Origin of the sequence: Vibrio sp. GLN_1 (assembly GCF_043106015.1) — a bacterium.
GTDB classification, from domain to species: domain Bacteria; phylum Pseudomonadota; class Gammaproteobacteria; order Enterobacterales; family Vibrionaceae; genus Vibrio; species Vibrio parahaemolyticus.
On the sequence record NZ_JBICMD010000014.1, the window covers coordinates 322,621 to 346,493 of the forward strand.

Below are 23,873 nucleotides of genomic sequence, written 5' to 3' on the forward strand. Positions count from 1 at the left end.
TTAACTCATTCAATTTGTGCTCTATGCGTAGTTTTGCTCGAACTCTTTCATGAAGTCGACCAACGCTTGCACACCTTCTAGCGACATTGCATTGTAAATCGATGCGCGCATACCGCCCACCACACGGTGACCTTTTAGCGCCTTTAGTCCTTTTGCATCTGCAAGCTCAAGGAAAGTCGCGTCAAGTTCAGGCTTCGCTAATTGGAAAGGAACGTTCATTAATGAACGGTTCGATGGATGAACGCCGTTGCGGTAGAAATCAGACTGATCAATGTAATCGTAAAGCAGTTTTGCTTTTTCGCGATTCACTGTTTCAATGCTCTTAACGCCGCCTTGTGCTTTAAGCCATTTGAAAACAAGGCCAGACAAGTACCAAGCAAAAGTTGGTGGCGTGTTAAACATTGATTCTTTTTCAGCAAGAACCTTGTAATCAAGAATACTTGGCAGCACTTGTTTCGCCATGCCGAGTAGATCGTCACGAACGATCGCGATGGCAATACCTGATGGACCAATGTTTTTCTGTGCGCCCGCGTAAATCACACCGTATTTCGATACGTCGATTTCACGAGAAAGAATTGTCGAAGACATATCAGCAACAATTGGTTTGTCGGTGATTGGAAGATCATTGATTTCGATGCCATCGATGGTTTCATTTGGGCAGAAGTGAACATAAGCCGCTTCTGGGGCAATTTTCCATTCGCTTGCAGGTAGAACAGCGACTTTACCGTCAATCTCTGTTTTGGCATCAAATACGTCAGGTTCGCAGTACTTCTTCGCCTCTTCGACTGCACTTTCAGCCCAGTAACCACCATCGATGTAGGTTGCAGTTTCTGCCTCACCAAGTAAGTTTAGCGGAACAGCGGCAAACTGAGCACGAGCACCACCTTGGCAGAACAGTACTTTGTAGTTGTCTGGAATATTCAGCAAATCACGTAGATCTTGCTCTGCTTCTTCTGCAACTTTGATGAACTCTTTACTTCGGTGGCTGATTTCCATTACCGAAGTACCAAGACCTTGCCAGTCGATCAGTTCCTGTTGTGCTTGCTGCATGACAGCTTTTGGCAAAGCCGCTGGCCCTGCACTGAAGTTAAATACGTTGTCCGTATTTTGTTCCATGATGCTCATTGCTCCTGCTATGTAAATATTACGAAATTAATATCACGTTTTTATGGCGATAAAAACAAGAAAAGAGGTCTTAAGACCTCTTTTAAACTGAAAACGTCAAATTAACGGAAAGCTCTAATCGTAATCGGCTTATTTCTGCATCAACGCGGGCATTAACAGACCAATCAATGGAAATTCATGACCATTTTCAAACTTAAGCTTGCCTTCACCGATTTGAGCTTTAAGTTCATAACCACCATCGACTTTTTCAATCAACTCCATGATCAAAAGTTCATCAATGCCTTCTTGGATAAATGGATAGTGTTCAACAAGTTCATCTGAGAAGTAAGTACTCAATTCGCCGTTTGTTGCGGTCATCAACTTCATTGGGTCTTGCGTGATATGGTCTGTACCTTGAGGGACAGATAATTGCCACTCGTTGCGGAATTTACCTTCACCAAACGCCAAAGAAAGCTCATTAACTGAAAGCTTAAAGCCCTTACTAAATAGCGTATCGATGTGAGGCATTAATTCGGACACCTGTTGTTCATCAAGTACTGGTGAGCTTTGATAGATCGACATAATTTGATCGAACGAATTACTATCGACATCTGCAATAGCAAAATTCAACTTAAAGTTATCAACATCAGTGCCATCCGTTAGGCGCATTTTTTGAGCATTAATGTTCAATTGGCTGTTTAGCTTCTCACCGGTTTCGTCATTCGACGTGTTGCCACTGTAGCTCGCCTTTTCAATCAAAAATACCTGTTTAAGCGATGAATCAACCACATCTAACTTTTCTAGAGAAAAGGTTTGTTCACCAAGCCAATAACCTTTCGCTTGCTTACCCTTACCTTGTCCACTCAGATCATTCAGGTGTAACTCGTCACCATTTTCAAAATCGACTTGAACCGAAGGAATCGATACTTGGTACTTCAAATCACCAAGCACGGTAACATCGCCAGTCACTTGCGCAGGACTTGTCGAAACCGATACGCCTTGCGCTTCATTGCGATAGTTCCAGCTGTCTAAATCCAACGTAAACGCAGTGTTACCATTAAGCTGTGTTTTGCTATGCATGGTAAGCGGCAGAAAATCGTTATCCACCAACTTAGAGTCTGCTGTCAGGCTAGTTAAACCATGGCTTACATCACTCGTAACTTCGAACATAATCGGCAAACCATCGCGTTCAAACTGTGTTTTCAGTTCAGGGTCAACCACTGAGTATCGAGTTAATACAACGGAAGAAAGGTAGCCGCGTTGGTATTCAACAACTTCGCCTTTGATCATCTTATCGTTCATATTGGCGATACCGTCTTCAATGATCGACTGACCAATTTGACCAACCGCAAGCGGCCAACACAACGCCAATGAGATTGCACCACCGATGGCGCCTAGTTTTTTTAAGTTTTGCATAACATCACTTTTCAGGTATTTGCGCTCAGTCTACCCGAAACTATTAACGGATAAAACATTGAGATAAATCAGACTATTGATGCTAATTCTAGTCCATTAGTCAGGAATCATACGCAGCTCGCACTCATTGCGCCGTTTTATTGATAAAGTTTGCTTGGCCAAGTTTTAACCGGAGCTCAACCACCTGTGAATCGTTACGCTGTATTGTGTCTCGACAATAATCCAATCAGTGCAGAGCAGTTTCGATTGGAACTGTCGGCTTTCTCTAGCAAGTTTGATATTTTTTCTGTCGAGTCGATAGAAGAAGCGCAAAGCGCGTTGGAATATCTTGAAGAAAGAGAACAAACTGTCGCGTTAGTGATCGCCAGCCATCACGCGCACTTTAATGGTGTGGATTTTCTCATTGGGCTGGACAAAACACCGCACACCGAGCGCGCTCGTAAAATTCTCATCAGTTGCTCTTCAGATATTGACGCGATACTCACGGCCGTCAATGAAGGTCGTTTGGATCATTGTTTGACCAAGCCTCTACCAGATAACGTCCTTTTTAATACGGCTCAAAAAGAGCTGACGCAATTTATCTTACGTAATTGCAAAGAAGACTTGCTCAGTTATAGCCAAATCTTGGACCAGCACAAATTGCTACGTGCTCATATCGAAAATCAGATGAGCAATTACCAAGCAGGTTTCTTACACGACTATCACTCGATGTCTGATAATGAACTGGCAGAACAAGTAATCTCTGCCTTGCAACAATTTTTCAAAGAAAATGACGAAACAAAAGCTTGTCGAACCTACTCTCCTGAGCATTTGCTGACGGTTGAAGGGGAACCTAACAGCTTTTTATGGTTCATAACCAGCGGAGAAGTGGCGCTTTACAAAAGAGACGAACAAGGTATGCAGCGAGAAGTGGTTCGCCATACCAAAGGGAACATTGTCGGCGGCATGTCATTTGTAACTGGGGAATGCTCCTTTTCTACTGCACTTACGCTTACCGAAACAGAAGTAATTAAACTTGATAGAAATGTGTTCCGTAAAGTAATGCAGAGTGACTCAAACCTTCTCCCCCTATTTACGAACTTACTTCTTCGTCATTTCAATCGCCGATTACAGAGAAGTATCAACACAAAATTACAATTGCAGAAAACACTCGAGTCACTTGAATCTGCTCATCAACAACTGATTGAAAGAGAAAAAATGGCCATGCTCGGCCAATTGGTTGCAGGCGTGGCCCATGAACTGAACAACCCAATAGCTGCGATTTTGCGTGGTGTAGAAAACCTCACTCATACCCTCGAAGGGCTATTAACTCAACTTCCGACAGCAGAAGTACAAATCAAAGGCGTTCAGCTTCTAACCAGAGCTCAAACCGCCAAGCCAGCCTCGACTGCGGAACTGCGCTCACGCGTCAAAGAGCTCAACAGCACGTTACCTGATCGTGCCATTGCCAAAAAAGTCGTCAATTTAGGCCTAGAGAGCGATTCCGAACTCGTTTCCCAGCTCGCCAAGAAGAAAGACAATGCCTCCTCTACGCTAGAGACGTTAGAACAATACCATCAAGCAGGTGCTTCTCTCCGTTCTATCAATGTTTGTGCCGCTCGCATCGCTGACATGGTGAAGAGCCTAAAAGGCTACGCGAGATCTGATGATGAACGCATGCACTACGCCGATATCCATGAAGGCATCGAAGACACTTTAGTGATTTTCGAAAACAAGCTAAAGGTACATCAAGTTTCAACAGATTACGCCCCACTTCCGCGTATGCTTTGCCAACCTATTGCATTGCAACAAGTATGGACCAACCTAATATCCAATGCGATTGACGCCTTTCCTGAAAAAGGGTCGTTAAAAATACAAACGAGAGAAGTTGAAAAAAACCAACAGCGTTATGCCGTGATTTCATTTGAAGATAATGGATGCGGTATTCCGGATTCGCAGAAAAAAGCAATTTTTGAACTCAACTTTACAACCAAAAAAGAAGGCAACTTTGGCTTAGGTATTGGACTGTCTATTTGCCAACAAATCGTTGCAGCACACAAAGGCTGGATTGATGTTCAATCGGAACTCAATGCCTTTACTTGTATGACCGTCTGGTTACCAGTCATTGAAGAAGGAGATGAAACATGACTAAGTATCTGATTTTATGTGTCGATGACGAACGAGAAGTCTTGGATAGTGTCCTTCAAGATTTAGCACCATTCGAAGAACATTTCATCGTTGAGGGTGCAGAGTCCGTTACGGAAGCAAAGCAAGTGATTGAAGAGATGGCGGAAGAAGAAGTTCAGCTTGCGCTGATTTTGTGCGACCACATCATGCCAGAACAAACGGGCATCAGCTTTCTTATAGAACTGAGTCAAAATGGTGACACCAAAGCAGCAAGAAAAGTACTCCTAACCGGACAAGCGGGTCTTGAAGACACCGTTGAAGCGGTAAACCATGCTAGCTTAGATTATTACATTGCCAAGCCTTGGAAAGGTGAGGAGCTAAGACAAGCCATTACATCCCAGTTAACAGCCTTTGTTATTGAAAATGATGACAATTTGTTGTCTTGGACAACGATCCTCGATTCAGAAGCAATCTTGAATGCAATGGCAGATCGCAGAGCCAGCTTCGGAGAGTAATAGTTGAGAATAGCTCTCTAGCAACTAGTGGCGCGCTTTTTGCTTTTGTTACGTCACCATTAAGTCAATTGACAAAACCTCGACACATTTTTGTTGGTCGTAGACCTTCGTTTTTATTATGATGTCGGACAAATCAGATTACGGTTCAAGCATTTGCCTGAATCCATGGAAATAAAGAACAAGGTTTATCGTTAGTTATGCGTAAAACACTATTAGCCGCTGCCCTATTAATGGCATCAAGCCATGCCCTAGCCGCAGACCGCAACGCGCCTGCAACTATGAGCAACTTTAGCTACGATTATTTCGAAGCTCGTATCGGCGCAAGCCCTGTGACATTTGGTGCTGGCTTCAGCAAATCTATTCACCCGAATGCGCACGTTATTGCTCGTATCGACTCTGAGTTTGATAGCGACTTTGATTCTGCAGCAGGTTTTGGCTTTCACTCACCGCTAAACAACTGGGCAGACCTTACAGGTGAAATGCTAATGCGTGTGGTTCAGCCAACAAGCTCAAGCAGCACAGATGTTGGTATGGAGCTAAACCTAGGCGTTCGCCAATGGCTTGGTCCTCAACTTGAAGTGGGTGGTAAAGTTGGTTATGTTTCAATCGACAACGATGACGATTGGACAGGTTCTGCTTACGCGCGCTTCCATTCAACAGAGCTTTTCTCTCTTGGTGCTGAAGCTCGCATCAACGATTTCTACGGTGATCAAATCATGTTCACTACACGCTTCAAGTTCTAGTTGGCGTGAAAAAAGCAAAACCGAGGCAATTGCCTCGGTTTTTTCATTCATAAAATGACTAACTCAAATGAAGTGGTCAAAAACATCAACATCCCTTTTCTGCTTTTAACACTTACTTTTCTGACTCGCTAACTCCATTAGAAACGAGTCAATCATTGTGTGGTTCAGTTGCCTTATTCACACAGTGCCAGTAACTGTTTTTTGCGCGGCTCTTGGATTAGTTTCCAGTGCACACCATCAATGGCACCAGCAAACTTCCACAGCAGTTTAACGTCAACATCATTGCCGTAAGCAACTCTTACTTTGTTGAACACTTCAACTGGACCAAGTTCCAAAAAGGTTTCAACATCATCAATACCCGCCTTTTTAACCATGCGCTCTAATGTAAGCTGCATGTTCGGTAGATCTCTCAAACGTTTACTTGCAGAAGACTTTTGGTATTTTCGCTCCTTAATTGAGCAATCAATAGATTTTCGTAACAAATCGTCAAGGCCAGTAAATCCGGACTCAAATAAATCGGTTACGTCATAATAGTTTACAGTAGCCGTCGTCTGTTTTTTGACGTGCTTGTATTTTTCACAATTAAGCAGAGTAAATTCTTCGTCTAAACCATTACCGCCGCGCAAATAACAGCAATCATTGCTGACAAGCGCAAACATGGCGTCATCGCTAAACAAGCCGATACCACCAAACATAGAACGTTTCTGATACTCATTAAAATTGCGTACATATTTAAAAAAAGCTTGGTCTGTCATGTCCATTGACCTCTTTAATCTGAATAAATTACCCCGATTAGCGATGTCACCAGATAAACAGCAGCTTGTAGCGAATTTAAAATGTCGATTTGTTGGCGATATTTTTGTGAGTTGTGCTCACCAACTTGCTTAATCATACTTAACGTTGAAAAATAAGTTAGGACATAGGTCACATATAAAAAAGTATAAATTCATCATACGTGATTAGTTTCACACTTATTGGGTGTTTAGCGATATTTTTTTGACGCATGGCGTGCCAAAAACCACGCATCGTTATGATCCGTATACCATTTATAGAGAACTTAGTACGCATTTCATTGATAATGTTCTTCGGGTAAGGGTACACTGTACGAAAGTTCTCTAACACCACGTCACAATGGAACATCTATCATTTTTTTGGCTACCAAATAACAAAGATAAGCTTATACAAGCGCTTGAATCTGAATTCGCCCAATTGGTCGAACAATCCATATCTACGGGTAAAATTTCGTTACCACCCATCCCCGATGTAGTCATCAAAATTCAAAAACTTTGTATAGAAGAAAACACCACGGTTTCTGATGTCGCAAATTGCCTTTTAGAAGATCCAGGGTTAGCTGCTATTGTGATTCGCGTAGCTAACTCGGTGATTTTTAACCGAAGAAACATTACTTGTAGTGATTTAACTACCGCCGTCTCTCGTTTAGGCATCTTCCGCGTTCGAGACATCGTGACCGCACAAGCTATCGAGCAATTGAAACACGCGGTCAATCTGAGTAAAGAGTGCAATGACATACTGGTAAAAAGTGCGGCCGTCTCTCGAGAGCTTGGCGCCACGATGGTGCTGGTCGTACAAGAATTCCACAAACACGAGCCTTCTGTTTACACACATCTGGAGCTGGAAAAGGCACTTCTAGTTGGCTTATTGGCCGATATTGGCTTGTTCTGCCTCATTAACGAATATCACCTGTATCTGGATAGTGGCAATTACCTTGACCCTGATATCGCGTTGCAAATCTTCCAAACTCGCTGCTCTGCAACCAGTAAGTTGGTGCTAGAACGCTGGGGGTTCGACAACGATTTTCGAGAAGTCTCTTCAAACGAAAAGTTTGTTACCGCTCGTCCAGAAGTCAGTTATTTAGACATTGCTCGAATTGCAAACCACTTATTGATGTTCCGTAATCAAGACGAACGTATTGATGAACATGAAGTGGAATTCAATTTAACAGGTGCAGAGGTCTTGTATGACCTAAGCAATATGAGTGATACTGACTTTCGAAACGAAATCAACGCAGTACTCAGTGCTAGCGGCTTGTAATTAAGTTAACTAACGTCATCCACGATAAACATTAAACTCAAGGTCGAGTGTTGTTTTGTCAGTGGCTTTTGTCTCCGGCTTGTCTCACTAAGGAATTATCAAGTTTTATGTTCTCAGGGATGCTATTCATTTTTGCCCCTCTTGTAGTGGGGTACTTAATTCCTATTTCTCGCGCAGCTTTACTAGAGAAAATTAACCAATCAACTTCATACCTTATTTACGTCATTCTTTCGTTGATGGGTTTAAGTTTAGCTGCCTTAGACAACTTGAGTAGCAACTTGCAGAGTATACTGCTGTACGCTGGTACTTTTTTCGTCTGCTTGAGTGTATGTAACTTACTCGCTCTGCCAATAATCGATAAGATTATTCCGTTGCAGACCAATCACAACCAAAACAAGCTTCCACTTTCTTCTATGGCATTAGAATCAGTAAAACTGATTGTTGTCGTTGGTGGAGGCTTAATTGCTGGTCTCATTTTGCCGATAGGTCTGGAGTGGGTAGATACCGCGAGCGAATGGATCCTCTTTCTTCTGCTCTTTTTCATCGGCATTCAACTCAGAAACAGCGGTTTAACTCTGAGACAGATCTTGCTCAACAAACAAGGCATGGCGATTGCTGCCATTGTTATCGCCACTTGTATGCTCGGCGGCGTTATCGCTTCTGTGATTTTAGACTTACCACTTTATCAAGCATTAGCGATGTCTTCCGGATTTGGCTGGTATTCATTAGCAGGCATTTTGATGGGCGACGCATTTGGTCCTGTGTTTGGTGGGGCGTCTTTCCTTATCGAACTCATGCGTGAGTTGATAGCGCTGGTCGCGATCCCACTCTTTATCCGTAGCTACCCTTGTACAGCTATCGGTTATGCGGGCGCAACTGCGATGGACTTTACATTACCTGTGATTCAAACCACAGGTGGCGTCCGCTGCGTCCCTGTCGCTATTGTTAGTGGTTTTATCTTGAGTTTACTTGTGCCCGTTATGATGCTTTTCTTTGTATCACTTGCTAGCTAGATCTCAGGTTTTATCTTTAACATCCATTACAATACGGCAAAAATTTAAATACCCAGTTAACGTTAAAGTGGTCAGTACACTGACAACTTATTAATTTGAATTTTGTTATTTAGCCCAACGATTTATACAACAAATCCAATTGATAAGAGCAACATCATTCGATGCGCTTTAACGTTAATGAAGGGATAACAACCAGAAGGAAGAAGAATGAAACGCTTTGTCGTTGCAGCGCTCCTCGCTACAAGCTCAACTTTTACGTTTGCCGCAGATCAACAGTGTCTTGCTAACAAGTACGATGGCTATGTCGATGCTTCACTACAATGGTATCAAGATCTTGTTGATTTAACGGTCTCCCAATATCCTGACTTAAAAGAAGTCAGCCAGTGGTTCTTAGATGGTCGCAAACACCACTTTGAACTTAATCGTGAGGCTGTTCATTACTTTCTTAAAAATGATCCAAGCCGCGTAGCAACAGAACAACCTATCGAAGCTTGGTTGAAATTAGAGCAACACGATGTCAAACAGCTTGCAAGTCGCAGTGATGATTTAGGCGAAGCCGCTAAGAAAACATTTAGCGATCGTCAATCAACCAATCATCCGAAAAACTACGAACTTCGCTCAGCGTTTGCTGATTTGTTAAGTCACCCTCAACAAATTGACTCGGCACTCAACAAGTACAACCAATCGATTGAGAAGCTTGAAAAACAAAAGTGTGACTAATCGCTAACTGACTCTAAAACCTCCGGTTTAGAGCGATTAGATATGACCACGCTTTCATTTCAGTAACATGGGTTTCAATAATTAAAACGGGACTTTGCGCCCGTTTTAGTTTAGATTGTGCCGCTCGCATTACCAAAATAACTACAAATGATTCTTTGCCATGGTTAAGGAACAAAAAACCGCTGACGTTAGCTTTGAGAGCTTGCTAAAGATCTTCACCGTACCTGAAGGTCCTGATTCTACGTTGACAAAAATTGACGAAAGTCTCTCCCGAAACTTAAACCAATTTCTTCGTGAACACATCGTGGCAGAAGAAAAGCCTTTACGTGAAATCGAAAAAGACTTTTCTTCTGCTCAGATTCCTGAGCAACCTGAATTCGTGTCAGACCACACCGAGCACCTGCTAGACACGTTAGTGTCGCACTCGGTTCACACTTCAGCCCCAAGTTTTATCGGTCACATGACCTCGGCGCTACCCTACTTCTTGATGCCTTTATCCAAGATCATGATCGCGCTAAACCAAAACTTGGTTAAGATCGAAACATCAAAAGCATTCACACCTCTTGAGCGTCAAGTTTTAGGGATGTTACACCGCTTAATTTACGGCCAAAACGACAAGTTTTATCGTAAATGGATGCACAGCGCGAACCATTCACTTGGTGCGTTTTGCTCTGGTGGCACAATCGCGAACATTACGGCACTTTGGGTTGCACGCAACAAAGCGTTGAAAGCAGATGGTGCTTTCAACGGGGTAGAAAAAGAAGGTCTATTCAAAGCCATGAAGCACTATGGCTACGAAGGCCTTGCAGTTCTGGTTTCTGAACGTGGTCACTATTCACTGAAAAAAGCAGCAGACGTACTTGGCTTAGGTCAAGAGGGTTTAGTCGCAGTGAAAACCGATGCAAACAACCGTATTGTTGTTGACGACCTAAAAACAAAAATTGCCGAGCTTAAAGAACAAAACATCAAACCAATTGCAGTTATCGGTGTAGCTGGCACGACAGAAACGGGGAGCGTCGATCCTCTGTCGCAGATCGCTCAAGTGTGCCAAGAGCACAATTGTCACTTCCATGTGGATGCCGCTTGGGGTGGTGCAACGTTGATGTCTAATCATTACCGTCATCTTCTCGAAGGTGTTGAACTGGCTGACTCAGTGACTATCGACGCGCACAAACAACTGTACATCCCTATGGGTGCAGGCATGGTGTTGTTCAAAGACCCCGACGCGATGAAGTCCATTGAACACCATGCGCAATACATCTTACGTAAAGGTTCAAAAGATTTAGGCAGTCATACACTAGAAGGCTCTCGCTCAGGCATGGCCATGTTAGTGTATGCGGCGATGCACATTATTAGTCGCCCAGGCTACGAACTATTGATCGATCAAAGTATCGAGAAAGCGCGCTACTTTGCTGACCTCATCAAACAGCAAGATGACTTCGAACTCGTTTCTGAACCGGAGCTTTGCCTACTGACCTACCGCTATCTACCGCCATTGATTCGTGAAGCGCTAGATAAAGCGGAAGGTACTCAAAAGGAAAAACTAAACGAGCTCATCAACCAGCTCACGCAGTTTATCCAGAAGCGTCAACGTGAAACGGGCAAATCGTTTGTTTCTCGTACAAGACTGAACCCTGACCAATGGCAAAGAATGAACACCATCGTATTCCGAGTGGTACTAGCCAACCCATTGACGACCAGGGATATCTTGAGCTCAGTACTGGACGAACAACGCGAAATCGCCAAACAAGCACCAAGTTTGACAGCAAAAATCGAAGAAATGGCCTCAGATATTTTAGGCGCGTAAGCCTAAGAATGAGTTACATCAACTTGAAAATTTCTTTCTTTTTGATGTAACTCAAACATCATTCTCGTACGACTAGCGCAACAAAACTACGATTCCACATTCAATTCTGTAGTTTTTACAACATTTTGTTTGAGGCCTGTCAAATTCTCACTAAATAGTAACCGTATTTGGTTTAGCCAGATTGAAGATCAGGTTTATACTGAAACTATGGCGCTGGTAGTTTTCGTTAACGCCCATCTCTAACTTAGAAACCAATGTGTTTCCACCCGTTAACAGAGCCAGCGAGTTGTTCTCTATACCCTCGTGAACACTATGAATACATTAGAAAAAATTCAAAAAAATCTGGAGAATTTCAGTAAGTCAGAGCGCAAAGTTGCAGAAGTAATTATGGCGTCTCCACAAACTGCGATTCATTCTAGCATTGCAACGTTAGCAAAAATGGCTGACGTGAGTGAGCCCACTGTAAACCGCTTCTGCCGCCGCCTGGATACCAAAGGTTTCCCGGATTTTAAACTTCACTTGGCTCAGAGCCTTGCTAACGGTACGCCATATGTAAACCGTAATGTGGAAGAAGATGACGGCCCAGATGCATACACGCATAAGATTTTCGAATCGACAATGGCATGTTTGGATGTTGCTAAAAATAGCCTAGACCCGATGCAAGTAAACCGTGCGGTTGACTTGCTGACTCAAGCAAAACGTATTTCTTTCTTTGGTCTTGGTGCGTCTTCATCTGTTGCTCGCGATGCTCAAAACAAGTTCATCCGTTTTAATATCCCAATTACTTGTTTTGAAGATATTGTCATGCAACGCATGAGCTGTATTAACTGCAGCGACAACGACGTGATTGTTCTCATTTCTCATACTGGTCGCACGAAAAGCCAAGTTGAAATTGCGAATCTGGCTCGTGAGAACGGTGCAACTGTCATCGCTATCACTGCGAAAGACTCTCCATTAGAGAAAGCAAGTTCACTGGCTATCACTTTAGATATTCCTGAAGATACGGACGTATACATGCCAATGGCAAGCCGTGTCGTTCAAATGACCGTTATCGACGTATTAGCCACAGGCTTTACACTTCGCCGTGGTACAGGTTTCCGCGAAAATCTAAAACGCGTGAAAGATGCCTTAAAAGACAGTCGTTATGACAAGCTAAGTCAGTACTAAGCATTGATTAAGGGGAGCCAATTCGCTCCCCTTTTTATTTTTTCTCGCAACGACTTTACTTGTATTTACTCATTCACACTTGATAAATCGCTTCTCGATTCCAATACCTCTACTGAACTCATGTGCGGCGTGCTTTCTGCAACGCAATCTCCACTGCAATCGCACACCTGTTTTAGTATGAACACCAAACGCTCCTGATTAAGAGGTAAAGGGTTACCTTTAATCGCAACAGACTTAAGCGCATCGTTTGCTACCTGTTCAAACGAAGTTTGGCAAACACCAAACTTACCAAGCAATGGCAATTCTAGCTTATCTAACACCATCTTGACCCAAAGCACGCCGTCATGTTCATTCGCATTCGCTCTGTCCGTGACAAGTTGAGCCAGTTTTCGATAACGATTGATCACATCATTTCTGCCCGCTTGCTTTGCTGCATTGATGTTTTCTTGCATCACATGAGGTGCTAAACGTGCAGTTATCACACTGTGCGGAGCATCAAGTTTCCCACCAAGTGCAGAGGCTAACCCATGAGCAGCGCCCAATTTAGCGTTAGTGATCGCCATCCCTCCAAGCAAAGCCGCAAAAGATAAATCCGAACGAGCCTTATGATTATCCTGCTTGCAGCCTGCAATCACTGATCGACTCAATCGACGAAGCCCTTCTTCGCATACCATGTCAGTGAGAGGATTCGGCTCGCCGCACACATAAGCTTCCATCAGATGCGTAAATGCATCCATAGCGCCTCGTCCAGATGTGTATTGATCAGTCCCATAAGTCAATGTTGGGTCGACAATTGCAACGTCAGCCAACATGTCCGGACTTCTTAAACTTACTTTTACTTTGTCCTGCCCAGACTTAAGAACGGCATTTCTAGTCACTTCTGAGCCAGTACTCGCAGTTGTGGGAATCGCGATGAAGTGAATCGGTTTTGCTTTGAGAGGAACGTTTCTTCCAACTACTTCCACATAATCGTAGACATTACCCTGATTGGGGATGATTGCGGCCAATGCCTTGCCCATGTCGATGACGCTACCACCGCCGATCGCGATGACCATATCAGGTTGAAATTTTCGCCCGAGCACCGCCGTCTCTTCCACCATCGTAATGTTGGGCTCCCCATTGATGGCGACGTGCTGATAACGCATATTTTGAGCTTTGAGATAATTGATGATGGGTGTGGCGCGCTGAGTCTCTTTTCCCGTCACGAGCAAGACGCTATACCCAAATTGATTGATAACTGATAGTGAAGATTGGAGCGCTCCTTCACCGAAAATAATCCGTGTTGCAGTCATAAACTGAAACATACACTTCCTCCCCAAAACGACAACTTTTAATAGATTGCTATGGTTTGCGTTAAAAAAAGTTGACCCAATCCACCTTGCCATTAATAACCCTTCAAAAAGTATGTTTTTATGCGTCACTTCACATAGTTACCATGTCATTTTTAAGGTTTATTTTTGTCCGAGTAAGCTGTTATTTACGTCTTTTGGTTTAAAGCTCGTTTAGTTTTTATCCGATAGATTTCGCCTATAGATACAAGAGGTAATTGCTGCTTTATTTCCGTATCTGGATAAGGCATAGTTACTTCAACAAAAGAGAGCGCACCAAGCCTCTATGTTTGTACGCTTTCAAAAAAGAATAGATTTAGGAGAAATAAGAATATGTTCGTTGTTATTTTTGGTCGTCCTGCATGTCCTTACTGTGTTCGCGCTAAAGAACACGCAGAAACACTAAAAGCTAAACGTGATGACTTTAACTACCGTTACGTTGATATCCAAGCTGAAGGCATTTCTAAAGCAGACCTTGAGAAGACAGTTGGCAAACCAGTTGAAACTGTTCCTCAAATCTTCATCGACCAAGAACACATCGGTGGTTGTGACGATTTCGAAGCTTACGCGAAAGAGCACCTAGGTCTATTCGACGAGTAATGAGCATTAGATTTTTTAAAAGCCGCATCATGCGGCTTTTTTATTATTTTTCAGCTTGTTACTTCCCTAAGTCAACTAATAGCAAAACCTAAAAAAATTCACTTATCTTTTTGCTATATTTAGTTACAATTCGCAGTTCTAAACCTTTTTTGGCACACACTTTACCGAGCCACACAGTGAACATAGACGTCGTACAACTTCTCAATCAAAACCCCATTCTTCTAATCTTCGTCGTATTAGCCATTGGCCTTGCCATCGGAAAAATTCGCTTTGGAAACCTACAGTTAGGCAACTCTATAGGTGTTCTAATTACCTCGCTGATCATGGGTCATTTAGGCTTTTCCTTTAACGCTGAAGCGCTAACCATCGGCTTTATGCTCTTTATCTATTGCGTTGGCATAGAAGCTGGACCTAACTTTTTTGGCATCTTCTTTAGGGATGGTAAACACTACTTCATCCTCAGTATGACCGTGCTTGTCGCTGCAGTGAGCTTAACTTACGGTTTAAGCCACTACTTTGGCCTCGATTTCGGTCTTTCTGCCGGTATGATGGCAGGAGCATTGACGGCGACACCTGTTCTAGTTGGTGCTCAAGATGCTTTGAACTCAGGTCTTGCAACAATACCGCGCAATATGGATTTTTCTTTGGTATTAGAAAATCTATCCGTAGGTTACGCGATGGCTTATCTGATTGGTCTGATCAGCATGATCATGTTCGCTAAGTTGCTACCAAAGTTACAAAAGCAGAACCTTTCAGACTCTGCTCAACAAATCGCTCAAGAGCGTGGCCTTGGTAACTCAAGCCAGCGCAAAGTTTATCTACCTATTATTCGCGCATATCGAGTTGGCCCGGAGCTTATCGATTGGACAGACGGCAAAAACTTACGAGAACTTGGTATTTATCGCCAAACGGGTTGTTACATTGAGCGTATTCGCCGTAATGGTATTCTCGCCCACCCTGATGGTGATGCGATTTTGCAAGAAGGCGATGAAATAGCACTGGTAGGCTTCCCTGACAGCCACGCTCGTTTGGACCCAAGCTTCCGCAACGGTAAAGAAGTGTTCGACCGTAACCTTCTCGATCTGCGTATTGTGGAAGAAGAGATTGTCGTTAAGAGCGACGCGATTGCCGGCAAACGTCTATCTGATTTGAACCTGTCTGAGTTCGGTTGTTTCCTTAACCGCGTAGTTCGTGCGCAAATCGAAATGCCAATGGATTTAGACATTGTTCTTGCCAAAGGTGATGTACTTCAGGTGAGTGGTGAGAAGAGTCGTGTACATGGCCTTGCTGAGAAAATCGGTTTCATCTCGATTCACAGCCAAATGGCCGACTTATTGGCGTTCTGTAGCTTCTTTATTCTTGGCATTATGTTTGGCCTAGTGACCATGACATTTGGTCAAGTGTCGTTTAGCTTAGGTAACGCGGTAGGCCTTTTGCTGTCAGGTATTACACTAGGCTTCCTTAGAGCCAACCACCCTACTTTCGGCTACGTACCCCAAGGCGCGTTAAACATGGTCAAAGACCTTGGTTTAATGTTCTTTATGGTCGGTATCGGTTTGAGTGCTGGTGGCAAGATGTTCGAGCACTTGACTCAAGTTGGCCCACAGGTGATCGGCCTTGCGTTTATTGTTAGTGTCGTGCCTGTTGTGATTGCTTACCTTGTTGGTGCATACATTTTGAAGATGAACCGCGCATTGCTATTCGGGGCGATCATTGGCGCACGTACTTGTGCGCCAGCGATGGATGTCGTAAACGAATACGCGAAATCGACTATCCCTGCTCTTGGCTATGCGGGTACTTATGCGATAGCCAACATCCTAATGACACTAGCTGGTACCATATTGATTATTCTTAGTTAACCGTTTTGGCGGAACGACTAAATCATCAAATACAAAAAAGGCGCTCAATGAGCGCCTTTTGCATATCTATCCAATCAATTAGATTTGAATGAAGTCTGTTTCTACAGCTGGGTTTACATCCGCTTCGTAATCAACACCTTCGACACCAAAACCGAATAGCTTCAAGAACTCTTCTTTGTACTCAACGTAGTCAGTTAGCTCTTTTAGGTTTTCAGTTGTAATTTGTGGCCATAGCTCACGACAGTGTTGTTGGATATCTTCACGCAGTTCCCAGTCATCCAGACGTAGACGATTCATATCATCCACTTCTGCTGCGCTGCCATCTTCTTTGTAAAGACGTTGGCTGAACATGCGGTAGATTTGCTCCATACAACCTTCGTGTACACCTTCTTCACGCATCTTCTTGAATACCATTGCGATGTAAAGAGGCATAACCGGAATTGCAGAGCTTGCTTGAGTAACAACTGACTTAAGTACAGCAACGTTTGCGCTGCCGCCAGTTGCACCTAGTTTCTCGTTTAGCGCTTTTGCCGCACGATCTAGGTCCATTTTAGCTTTACCTAGCGCGCCATCCCAGTAGATTGGCCACGTTAGTTCAGTACCGATGTAGCTGTAAGCGACTGTCTTACAACCTTCCGCTAATACACCAGCGTCAGAAAGTGCATTGATCCAAAGTTCCCAGTCTTCACCACCCATTACGGTTACTGTGTCTTTGATTTCTTCTTCTGTCGCAGGCTCAACGCTTGCTTCAATGATTACGTCTTTGTTGGTATCAACCGCTGTCGATGTGTAAGTCTCACCGATAGGTTTAAGAGCTGAACGAATAAGCTCACCTGTTTCTGGCATTTTACGCACTGGTGAAGCCAGTGAGTAAACCACCATATCAACCTGACCTAGGTCTTCTTTGATCAGATCAATGGTTTTCTGTTTCGCTTCGTTTGAGAAAGCATCGCCGTTTAGGCTTTTCGCGTATAGGCCTTCTTCACGAGCAAGCTTTTCAAAAGCTGCCGCATTGTAGAAGCCTGCCGTACCAGGTTTCTTCTCTGTGCCTTCTTTTTCGAAGAACACACCGATAGTTGATGCGCCGCCACCAAATGCCGCAGCGATACGAGAAGATAGACCGTAGCCACTTGAAGCACCAACGACAAGAACGCGTTTAGGCGCGTTTTTGATTGGGCCTTGCGCTTTTGTGTAAGCAATTTGTTCTTTTACGTTAGCTTCACAACCAACTGGGTGCGTTGTAGTACAGATAAATCCACGAATTCTAGGTTTGATGATCATATTCAACTTCCTTTAAAAAACCTTGTTAGGATAAAAGTTTCGTTCGAAGTTCGCATCTAATTTCTGTAAAAATGCTTCGAAAATGCAAGTGGTTGGAGCACTATCTCTCCTTGTCATGAATAAAAGACACAAAAAAGCACCTCTAGGAGGTGCTTTTCATTACCGAGGTTCACTCATTAGGCTGCTGGATTCAAGTGTGATTTTTTCGGGCTATCAGTACGAACTTCAGAGAAATCATGACTGAAGTGGTCTACTTGAATAGCTTTGTAACGAAGTTGGTCAGCAGCGTTGATCTTTTCAACCTCTTGCTCTGTCAACACACCAGCGTCAAGTGCTTGCTGTAAGCGATCTTGAAGAAGACCTTTACGAGCCACTTTGCCATCTTTCGCTGCTTTCATTAGCTTACGCTCCAATGGTTTGACGTCGTACATGGCTAGGAAGGCATTTTCCATCAAACCTACGCTATCATTTTCGGATTTACCGATGTAACACAAGTGGGTTAAACGGTCACGCTGCACGCCTGGGGTCATCATGGCTTCAGCAATGCTGACACTTAACTCATCACTTGGTTTGTCGAAGTGATTCCCTAGTGGGAATAACAAGCCTTTCAACACGCCACCAACATATTTCACTGGGAAGTTTGCGTACGCTTCGTTCAGCGATTTAGCTGCGTTGTACAAACAGTATTGGACAGCGTAATGCACGAAGTTTAAATCGCCTTGCTGACGCCCTTCATCTTCGTATTTCTTCAGCGTCGCGGATGCCATGTACAGGTAGCTCAAACCATCACCCAAACGTGCAGAAATCATCTCTTTACGCTTCAAATCACCACCTAACGTCAACATGGCAAAATCGGCGCTTACTGCTAACGCTCGGCTCAGGCGGGTGATGTCTTTATAATAGCGCTGAGTTGGACCACTCATATTCGCTTTCACAAAGCGCGAGCCTGTTAGTGCTGCACCTAGCGCACCAAACGTATTCCCCATCGCATGACCAATATGTTTGAACAATAGAGAATCGAACTCTTTCGCACCCTGCTCTGAGTCTGGATTCGCCGCCGCTTCCATCTCTTTAAGCACATATGGATGACAACGGGTCGCACCTTGACCAAAGATCATCAAGTTACGCGTTAGGATATTTGCACCTTCAACTGTAATCGCAACAGGAATACCCAAGTAGTGTTTCGCAAGATAGTTCATTGGACCATCTTGAATCGCACGACCTGCGTGAATATCGAACGAGTCGTTCAAAATCGTACGTGCAATTTCAGTCATGTGGTATTTGGCAATAGCCGTAACAATGCCAGGTTTCTCTTTCATATCGAGAGAGGTAGTCGTCAACGTACGCGTTGCTTCCAAAAGATAAGTCAGACCGCCAATACGGCCCATCGCTTCTGCTACCCCTTCGAACTTACCGATAGACATACCAAACTGCTTACGTACGTATGCATAAGCGCCAGTGGTTCTGGTTGTCAGGTGGCCGATTGCAGTACCAAGTGCTGGCAGTGAAATACCGCGGCCAGCAGACAAACACTCAACCAACATACGCCAGCCTTTGCCCGCGTAATCTGAGCCACCGATGAGCCAATCCATTGGAATGAAAACATCTTCACCACGAGTCGGACCATTCATGAAAGCAGAACCAAGTGGATCGTGACGCTCACCAATTTCAACGCCGTCATGGTCAGCAGGAATGAGCGCACACGTAATGCCTACGTCTTTCTTATCGCCGAGTAAACCGTCTGGGTCCTGCAGCTTGAAAGCTAGACCAAGAACAGTCGCAACAGGTGCAAGTGTGATGTAACGCTTATTCCAGCTAACTCGAACACCAAGCACCTCTTCGCCGTCGTGCATGCCGTAACACACCACACCTTGGTCAGGAATGCCGCCCGCATCTGAACCTGCTTCCGGTCCAGTCAAAGCAAAACAAGGAATGTCCGTACCATCAGCAAGACGTGGTAACCAGTAATCTTTTTGCTCCTGAGTACCGTAGTGAGAAAGAAGCTCACCTGGACCCAACGAGTTAGGAACCATTACCGATACCGCAACACTAATACTGCGCGTTGCAATACGAGACACAATCGTTGAGTTTGCCAATGCAGAAAACTCACGGCCACCGTACTCTTTCGAGATAATCAGTGAGAAGAAACGTTCTTTGCGCAAGTATTCCCACACCTCCGGTGGCAAATCACGATCTTCTTTCACGATTTTTTGATCGTCTAGCATGTCTAAGAGCGTTTCAAGTTCATTATCCATAAACGCTTGCTCTTCAGCAGTTAACGTCGGCGCTGGGTAATGGTGTAGCGTCGTAAAGTTTGGCTTGCCAGAAAACAACTCGGCATCCCACCATACACTACCGGCTTCCATCGCTTCTTTTTCTGTACTCGACAGCGGAGGAAGAACTTTCTTAAACACTTTAAACGCTGGGTCACTAATCCATTTTCTTCGTAGAGAGCTCATAGTTCAGATCCTTTTGTTCACGTCACCGCTTGCGGCTAATCCTTATTATTGGTTTCACTTTTTACTTGTCGTTATCGAGCGACTATTTCGCCGACATACCAGCGGACAAGTAAGGAATCAGTAAATCGACGACAGATTTCACATCGATTTCTTTTTCAAATTTGCTTTCTGCCAGCTCGGTCAAAGCTTGACTTGAGGCCATCGTAAATACGCACGTTCCCAACGTGAAATGTAATCGCCAAAACAACAACTCTTCCGTCAACTCTGGGTTTGCTTTCATGATAGAGAAAGTAAACAAATTCAATACTTCTGAGTATCGAGTGCTGATAAACCAACGCAAATGCCCTTGTACATCGGTGTAACCTCGACCAATCAACAACATAAATAGTGCTGTACCATTTGGTCTAACATCATTAAGTGTACGCAGCGGTAAACGTAATGATTCAAACACTTCGTCCATGTTGTAGCTTTCGCGGGTATTCAACTCAATGAGAGACGCCTTTATGCTTGGCATCAGTGCTTCAAGGTACCGGTCTAATACCGCGCGCACTAACGTCTTTTTGTCACCAAAGTGATAATTCACCGATGCAAGATTCACATTTGCTTTGCCTGTAATGGTTCTTAGCGACGTATCATTGAAACCATATTCAGCAAAAAGTCCTTCTGCGACATCGAGTATTTTTTCTTTTGTTGTGCTTCTCGGGGCCATTTTAATCACTCGTATTAAACAACTGTTTGAAAATATACTCCCGAAACTTTAGATTAACAAATGATTAACATCACATTTCCAGACATTGGTCGGACCACGAAGTAGATAAGCCACTTAAAAGAATGAATTTGAAACGAATAAATTTAGTGCAAAATTTTTTGAAAAAAAATGGAACTGTTCTGAAATAGCTCGGTCTGAATAGATGTAACAACTAGGGCATTTAAAGTTTCACTGGCCGTCAAACTTGTTTCAATCTAATTGTTACGTTGCTGCTTTTTTCTTATTAACTCCTATGTTTGTATCCGCCCAGTCAACTTTTCGGCTGGGCTTTTTTTCGCCTGTCGATCAGGCTTTATCTAACACTCTTCAAAAACAAAAAGCCTCCCAAGTGGGAGGCTTTGAGTTACAAATCAGTTAAATACGAAGTTAGTCTTGTGCTTTCTTTGGTAATGAGAAATGCAGTAGAGCGTAACCAAGTATCGCTGCAGTAGTTGAGCCCATCAAAATACCTAATCGAGCGTATGTATCAAACTCAGGGCTTACGTTACCGAACGCCAGTGAAGAGATAAAGATCGACATCGTAAAACCGATACCACACAACACTGATACCGCGAAGATATGCTTGAAGTTTATACCCTCTGGTAGCTTCGCAACGCCCAGTTTCACAGCTGCCCAGCTAAAGCTAAAGATGCCTAGAGGTTTACCAATCAATAGACCTAGTGCAATACCTAGAGGCAGCATTGAAGTTAGACCAGACATCGATACGCCTTCTAGCGAGATACCTGCGTTCGCAAATGCAAACAGAGGAAGAATACCAAATGCAACATAAGGGTGAAGAGCATGCTCCATGTGTTTCAGTGGAGAGTGTTCGCCCTGCTTTCCTTTCAGCGGAATCGCGAAACCGATCACTACACCTGCCAATGTTGCGTGAACACCAGACTTAAGTACAGCAAACCACAAAATAGCACCTACAATCATGTACGGTGTTAGCTTAGTGACTTCTTTCGCGTTCAGCATGAACAGTACACCTGTCATGACGAAGCCGACAAGCAATGCCATTGAAGAAAGATCACCGGTGTAGAACAGAGCAATGATGACTACAACACCTAAGTCGTCAATGATCGCAAGAGCCAACAAAAATACTTTTAGACTCACTGGTACGCGCTTACCAAGTAACGCCATGATACCCAGAGCAAATGCAATGTCTGTCGCAGCAGGAATTGCCCAACCAGAGATCGCTTCAGGGTCATTTGCATTAAAAGCAACGTAAATAAGTGCCGGAGCCAACATACCACCGACCGCAGCAATTGCAGGGAAGATGGCAGTTTCTTTCGATTTTAGCGCGCCTTCAAGCAGCTCGCGCTTTACTTCAAGGCCAATAAGTAGGAAGAACACAGCCATCAGGCCGTCGTTGATCCAGTGAGAAACAGACATACCAAATACATAAGTATGCAGTAGAGATTGATAAGTTTCGCCCAGTGGTGAGTTTGCAATGGTCATCGCAATTGCCGCTGCAATCACGAGAAGAATACCACCTGCGGATTCCATTTTGAAAAAGTCACGGATGACATCGTTCATGGTTTCGTCCTTATATTTATTATCTTAATAAACGATTAACAAAGAATGATAAGAGTGTATAGCTGCAGAAAATTTTAGAATAATCGCTTGTTCAGAGTATAAACTTCGATTTTTCCGAGGTTATCTTAACTACTCATCGTATTTTTCAACAAACCACTGAGACGAAGTAAGCCTTCTCGTCTCCTCTTATCTATCCAGTTATTAACCAAGATCGTTATTAAAGTAGCATAAGATGATGCCTCACTTCACGGTAAGTCTGTGATTTTTTAGACGGAACTAACGTGCTTCAGACACAAAAAAGCCACTTTGCTAAGTGGCTTTCGATAGATTTTAGTAGCCGGTGAGCTGCATAAAGCCCCACGCCTCGTTGGAGCCAGAAGCCAAGATTGGGCCTTCCCAGTAAGGAATAACAAATGGCAACCACATATCGGATTTTATGATACGAGTCGTCAAATTGATTTTGTGTTCAGGTACATTGATGATCCATTGCAACGGTAAACGTCTGCCATTCGACAGGCTTGTTACCTGCATTGGCGTAATCGAGACCTCTTTCTCTGATAGATTGACCACTTTTCCCGAACGGGTCGATAGCGTACCGAAAATATGAGGCGTCTGACCGTGATGACGGTAACGGCTAACCGTTAACGCACGTCCATCATCCAAGTTAAAGACAAACCAATCCCAACCTTGTTGGCCTTGGTCGATTAAGCCACTGCCCCATTCTTTTTGCGTCCAGGCTGAGCCTGTTACGTGGATGAGGCGGCCATTTAAGTTCAATGTACCTTTTACATTAAGAAACGGTGCGCTAAAGCTAAACGACGCCACAGATTGCAGTGCATGTTTAACTTGAAAGCCTTTGTCTCCATTTACCACAAACGGCCCGCTTGTCATGGTATTCAGTTCGAGTCCGAATGTGTCCGTTGTAACATTGAGGTTGCCTGGAAATGGTGTAGAGCCTAATGAGCGCCAAGTCCAGTTATCTATCCATAAACGGAATGGTCGGTTTGTCATGCCAGCTTGACCAATACCACCGCGCGCAACACGCTGTTCTTTCCACACATGCGAACCATGACTCACGACAACATGTGAAATGTACAGTTGCGGGTTTTGCCAACCGCTGGTTTCTCGTTCATCGGTGGCGACGCGAAAATAGCTCCACTGCACGTTGTAAGTACGACCTTGCTTATCTTGCAGCTTCGCAAAGTAGTTCCACCATTCATGTTGATATTCAGGATGGAAGCGAAAGTCTGAAGGCAATGAGACATGCTCGTCCGGTAAAACGGGCTCAAAAATGGTTTTATTTTCTCGCGTCAGTACCGAATTGATTTCGTTTTCTTGGGTAGCAGTAGGCTCTAGCCAAAACGTTGAATACAACGTCGCTCCAGTCAACATAGCAAAAACGACAACGATCAGCAT

19 protein-coding genes are annotated in these 23,873 nt (G+C 43.8%); 10 read left to right on the forward strand and 9 right to left on the reverse strand.

The window, feature by feature from the left end; genetic code table 11:
* Positions 1–21: 21 nt before the first annotated feature.
* Both serC and ACF8OV_RS06385 read right to left on the reverse strand, forming a co-directional pair.
* Complete coding sequence (gene serC / locus ACF8OV_RS06380; protein WP_203502759.1) at positions 22–1,116, reverse strand: 3-phosphoserine/phosphohydroxythreonine transaminase; 1,095 nt, start codon at positions 1,114–1,116, stop codon at positions 22–24.
* Positions 1,117–1,254: 138 nt separating this feature from the next.
* Positions 1,255–2,520, reverse strand: coding sequence for a DUF945 family protein (locus tag ACF8OV_RS06385; protein ID WP_005483545.1), 1,266 nt, complete (start codon positions 2,518–2,520; stop codon positions 1,255–1,257).
* Between the two features lie 186 nt (positions 2,521–2,706).
* Between ACF8OV_RS06385 and ACF8OV_RS06390 the strand changes: the two genes are divergently transcribed.
* From ACF8OV_RS06390 to ACF8OV_RS06400, 3 genes are all read left to right on the forward strand, one after another.
* Entirely contained in the window at positions 2,707–4,647 is a 1,941-nt protein-coding gene (locus ACF8OV_RS06390; RefSeq protein WP_005495578.1) for an ATP-binding protein, read from the forward strand.
* Entirely contained in the window at positions 4,644–5,141 is a 498-nt protein-coding gene (locus tag ACF8OV_RS06395) for a response regulator (RefSeq protein WP_005483573.1), read from the forward strand. Before ACF8OV_RS06390 ends, ACF8OV_RS06395 begins: the two co-directional genes overlap by 4 nt.
* A 197-nt stretch (positions 5,142–5,338) precedes the next feature.
* Positions 5,339–5,884, forward strand: coding sequence for a hypothetical protein (locus ACF8OV_RS06400; RefSeq protein ID WP_005459590.1), 546 nt, complete (start codon positions 5,339–5,341; stop codon positions 5,882–5,884).
* A 173-nt stretch (positions 5,885–6,057) separates the two neighbouring features.
* Here ACF8OV_RS06400 and ACF8OV_RS06405 read toward each other — a convergent pair whose 3' ends face one another.
* A complete protein-coding gene (locus ACF8OV_RS06405) occupies positions 6,058–6,645 on the reverse strand; it encodes a TfoX/Sxy family DNA transformation protein (protein WP_005459593.1) in 588 nt (195 codons plus the stop codon).
* 370 nt (positions 6,646–7,015) lie between these two features.
* On the opposite strand from ACF8OV_RS06405, the gene ACF8OV_RS06410 reads away from it, so the two are divergent.
* The 5 genes from ACF8OV_RS06410 (at position 7,016) to ACF8OV_RS06430 (ending at position 12,643) form a co-directional block, all read left to right on the forward strand.
* A complete protein-coding gene (locus ACF8OV_RS06410) occupies positions 7,016–7,936 on the forward strand; it encodes an HDOD domain-containing protein (RefSeq protein ID WP_017448658.1) in 921 nt (306 codons plus the stop codon).
* A gap of 107 nt (positions 7,937–8,043) precedes the next feature.
* Positions 8,044–8,949: a lysine exporter LysO family protein gene (locus tag ACF8OV_RS06415; RefSeq protein WP_005483516.1), complete on the forward strand. Its 906-nt coding sequence runs from the start codon at positions 8,044–8,046 to the stop codon at positions 8,947–8,949.
* Between the two features lie 207 nt (positions 8,950–9,156).
* The gene (locus tag ACF8OV_RS06420; protein ID WP_005485575.1) at positions 9,157–9,669 is read left to right on the forward strand and encodes a hypothetical protein; all 513 of its coding nucleotides are present in this window, start codon (positions 9,157–9,159) and stop codon (positions 9,667–9,669) included.
* Positions 9,670–9,829: 160 nt separating this feature from the next.
* Entirely contained in the window at positions 9,830–11,476 is a 1,647-nt protein-coding gene (gene panP / locus ACF8OV_RS06425; protein ID WP_005483514.1) for a pyridoxal-dependent aspartate 1-decarboxylase PanP, read from the forward strand.
* Positions 11,477–11,788: 312 nt separating this feature from the next.
* Complete coding sequence (locus ACF8OV_RS06430) at positions 11,789–12,643, forward strand: MurR/RpiR family transcriptional regulator (RefSeq protein ID WP_005483567.1); 855 nt, start codon at positions 11,789–11,791, stop codon at positions 12,641–12,643.
* Between the two features lie 65 nt (positions 12,644–12,708).
* Here the strand turns inward: ACF8OV_RS06430 and ACF8OV_RS06435 are convergent, their stop codons facing one another.
* Positions 12,709–13,947 (reverse strand): iron-containing alcohol dehydrogenase, encoded by a 1,239-nt coding sequence (locus ACF8OV_RS06435; RefSeq protein ID WP_024699881.1) that lies wholly within the window; start codon positions 13,945–13,947, stop codon positions 12,709–12,711.
* 357 nt (positions 13,948–14,304) lie between these two features.
* On the opposite strand from ACF8OV_RS06435, the gene ACF8OV_RS06440 reads away from it, so the two are divergent.
* Positions 14,305–14,571, forward strand: coding sequence for a GrxA family glutaredoxin (locus ACF8OV_RS06440; protein ID WP_005459605.1), 267 nt, complete (start codon positions 14,305–14,307; stop codon positions 14,569–14,571).
* Between the two features lie 176 nt (positions 14,572–14,747).
* The gene (locus tag ACF8OV_RS06445; RefSeq protein ID WP_203502761.1) at positions 14,748–16,430 is read left to right on the forward strand and encodes an aspartate:alanine antiporter; all 1,683 of its coding nucleotides are present in this window, start codon (positions 14,748–14,750) and stop codon (positions 16,428–16,430) included.
* A 78-nt stretch (positions 16,431–16,508) separates the two neighbouring features.
* Here the strand turns inward: ACF8OV_RS06445 and fabV are convergent, their stop codons facing one another.
* The 5 genes from fabV to ACF8OV_RS06470 form a co-directional block, all read right to left on the reverse strand.
* Positions 16,509–17,711, reverse strand: coding sequence for an enoyl-ACP reductase FabV (fabV, locus tag ACF8OV_RS06450; protein WP_005462412.1), 1,203 nt, complete (start codon positions 17,709–17,711; stop codon positions 16,509–16,511).
* Positions 17,712–17,887: 176 nt separating this feature from the next.
* Complete coding sequence (locus ACF8OV_RS06455) at positions 17,888–20,170, reverse strand: acyl-CoA dehydrogenase (RefSeq protein WP_140274703.1); 2,283 nt, start codon at positions 20,168–20,170, stop codon at positions 17,888–17,890.
* A gap of 82 nt (positions 20,171–20,252) precedes the next feature.
* Complete coding sequence (locus tag ACF8OV_RS06460) at positions 20,253–20,879, reverse strand: TetR/AcrR family transcriptional regulator (RefSeq protein ID WP_005462382.1); 627 nt, start codon at positions 20,877–20,879, stop codon at positions 20,253–20,255.
* A 426-nt stretch (positions 20,880–21,305) separates the two neighbouring features.
* Complete coding sequence (nhaA, locus tag ACF8OV_RS06465; RefSeq protein ID WP_203502763.1) at positions 21,306–22,457, reverse strand: Na+/H+ antiporter NhaA; 1,152 nt, start codon at positions 22,455–22,457, stop codon at positions 21,306–21,308.
* A gap of 330 nt (positions 22,458–22,787) precedes the next feature.
* Positions 22,788–23,873, reverse strand: a complete 1,086-nt coding sequence (locus ACF8OV_RS06470) for a lipocalin-like domain-containing protein (RefSeq protein WP_180779900.1) — start codon at positions 23,871–23,873, stop codon at positions 22,788–22,790.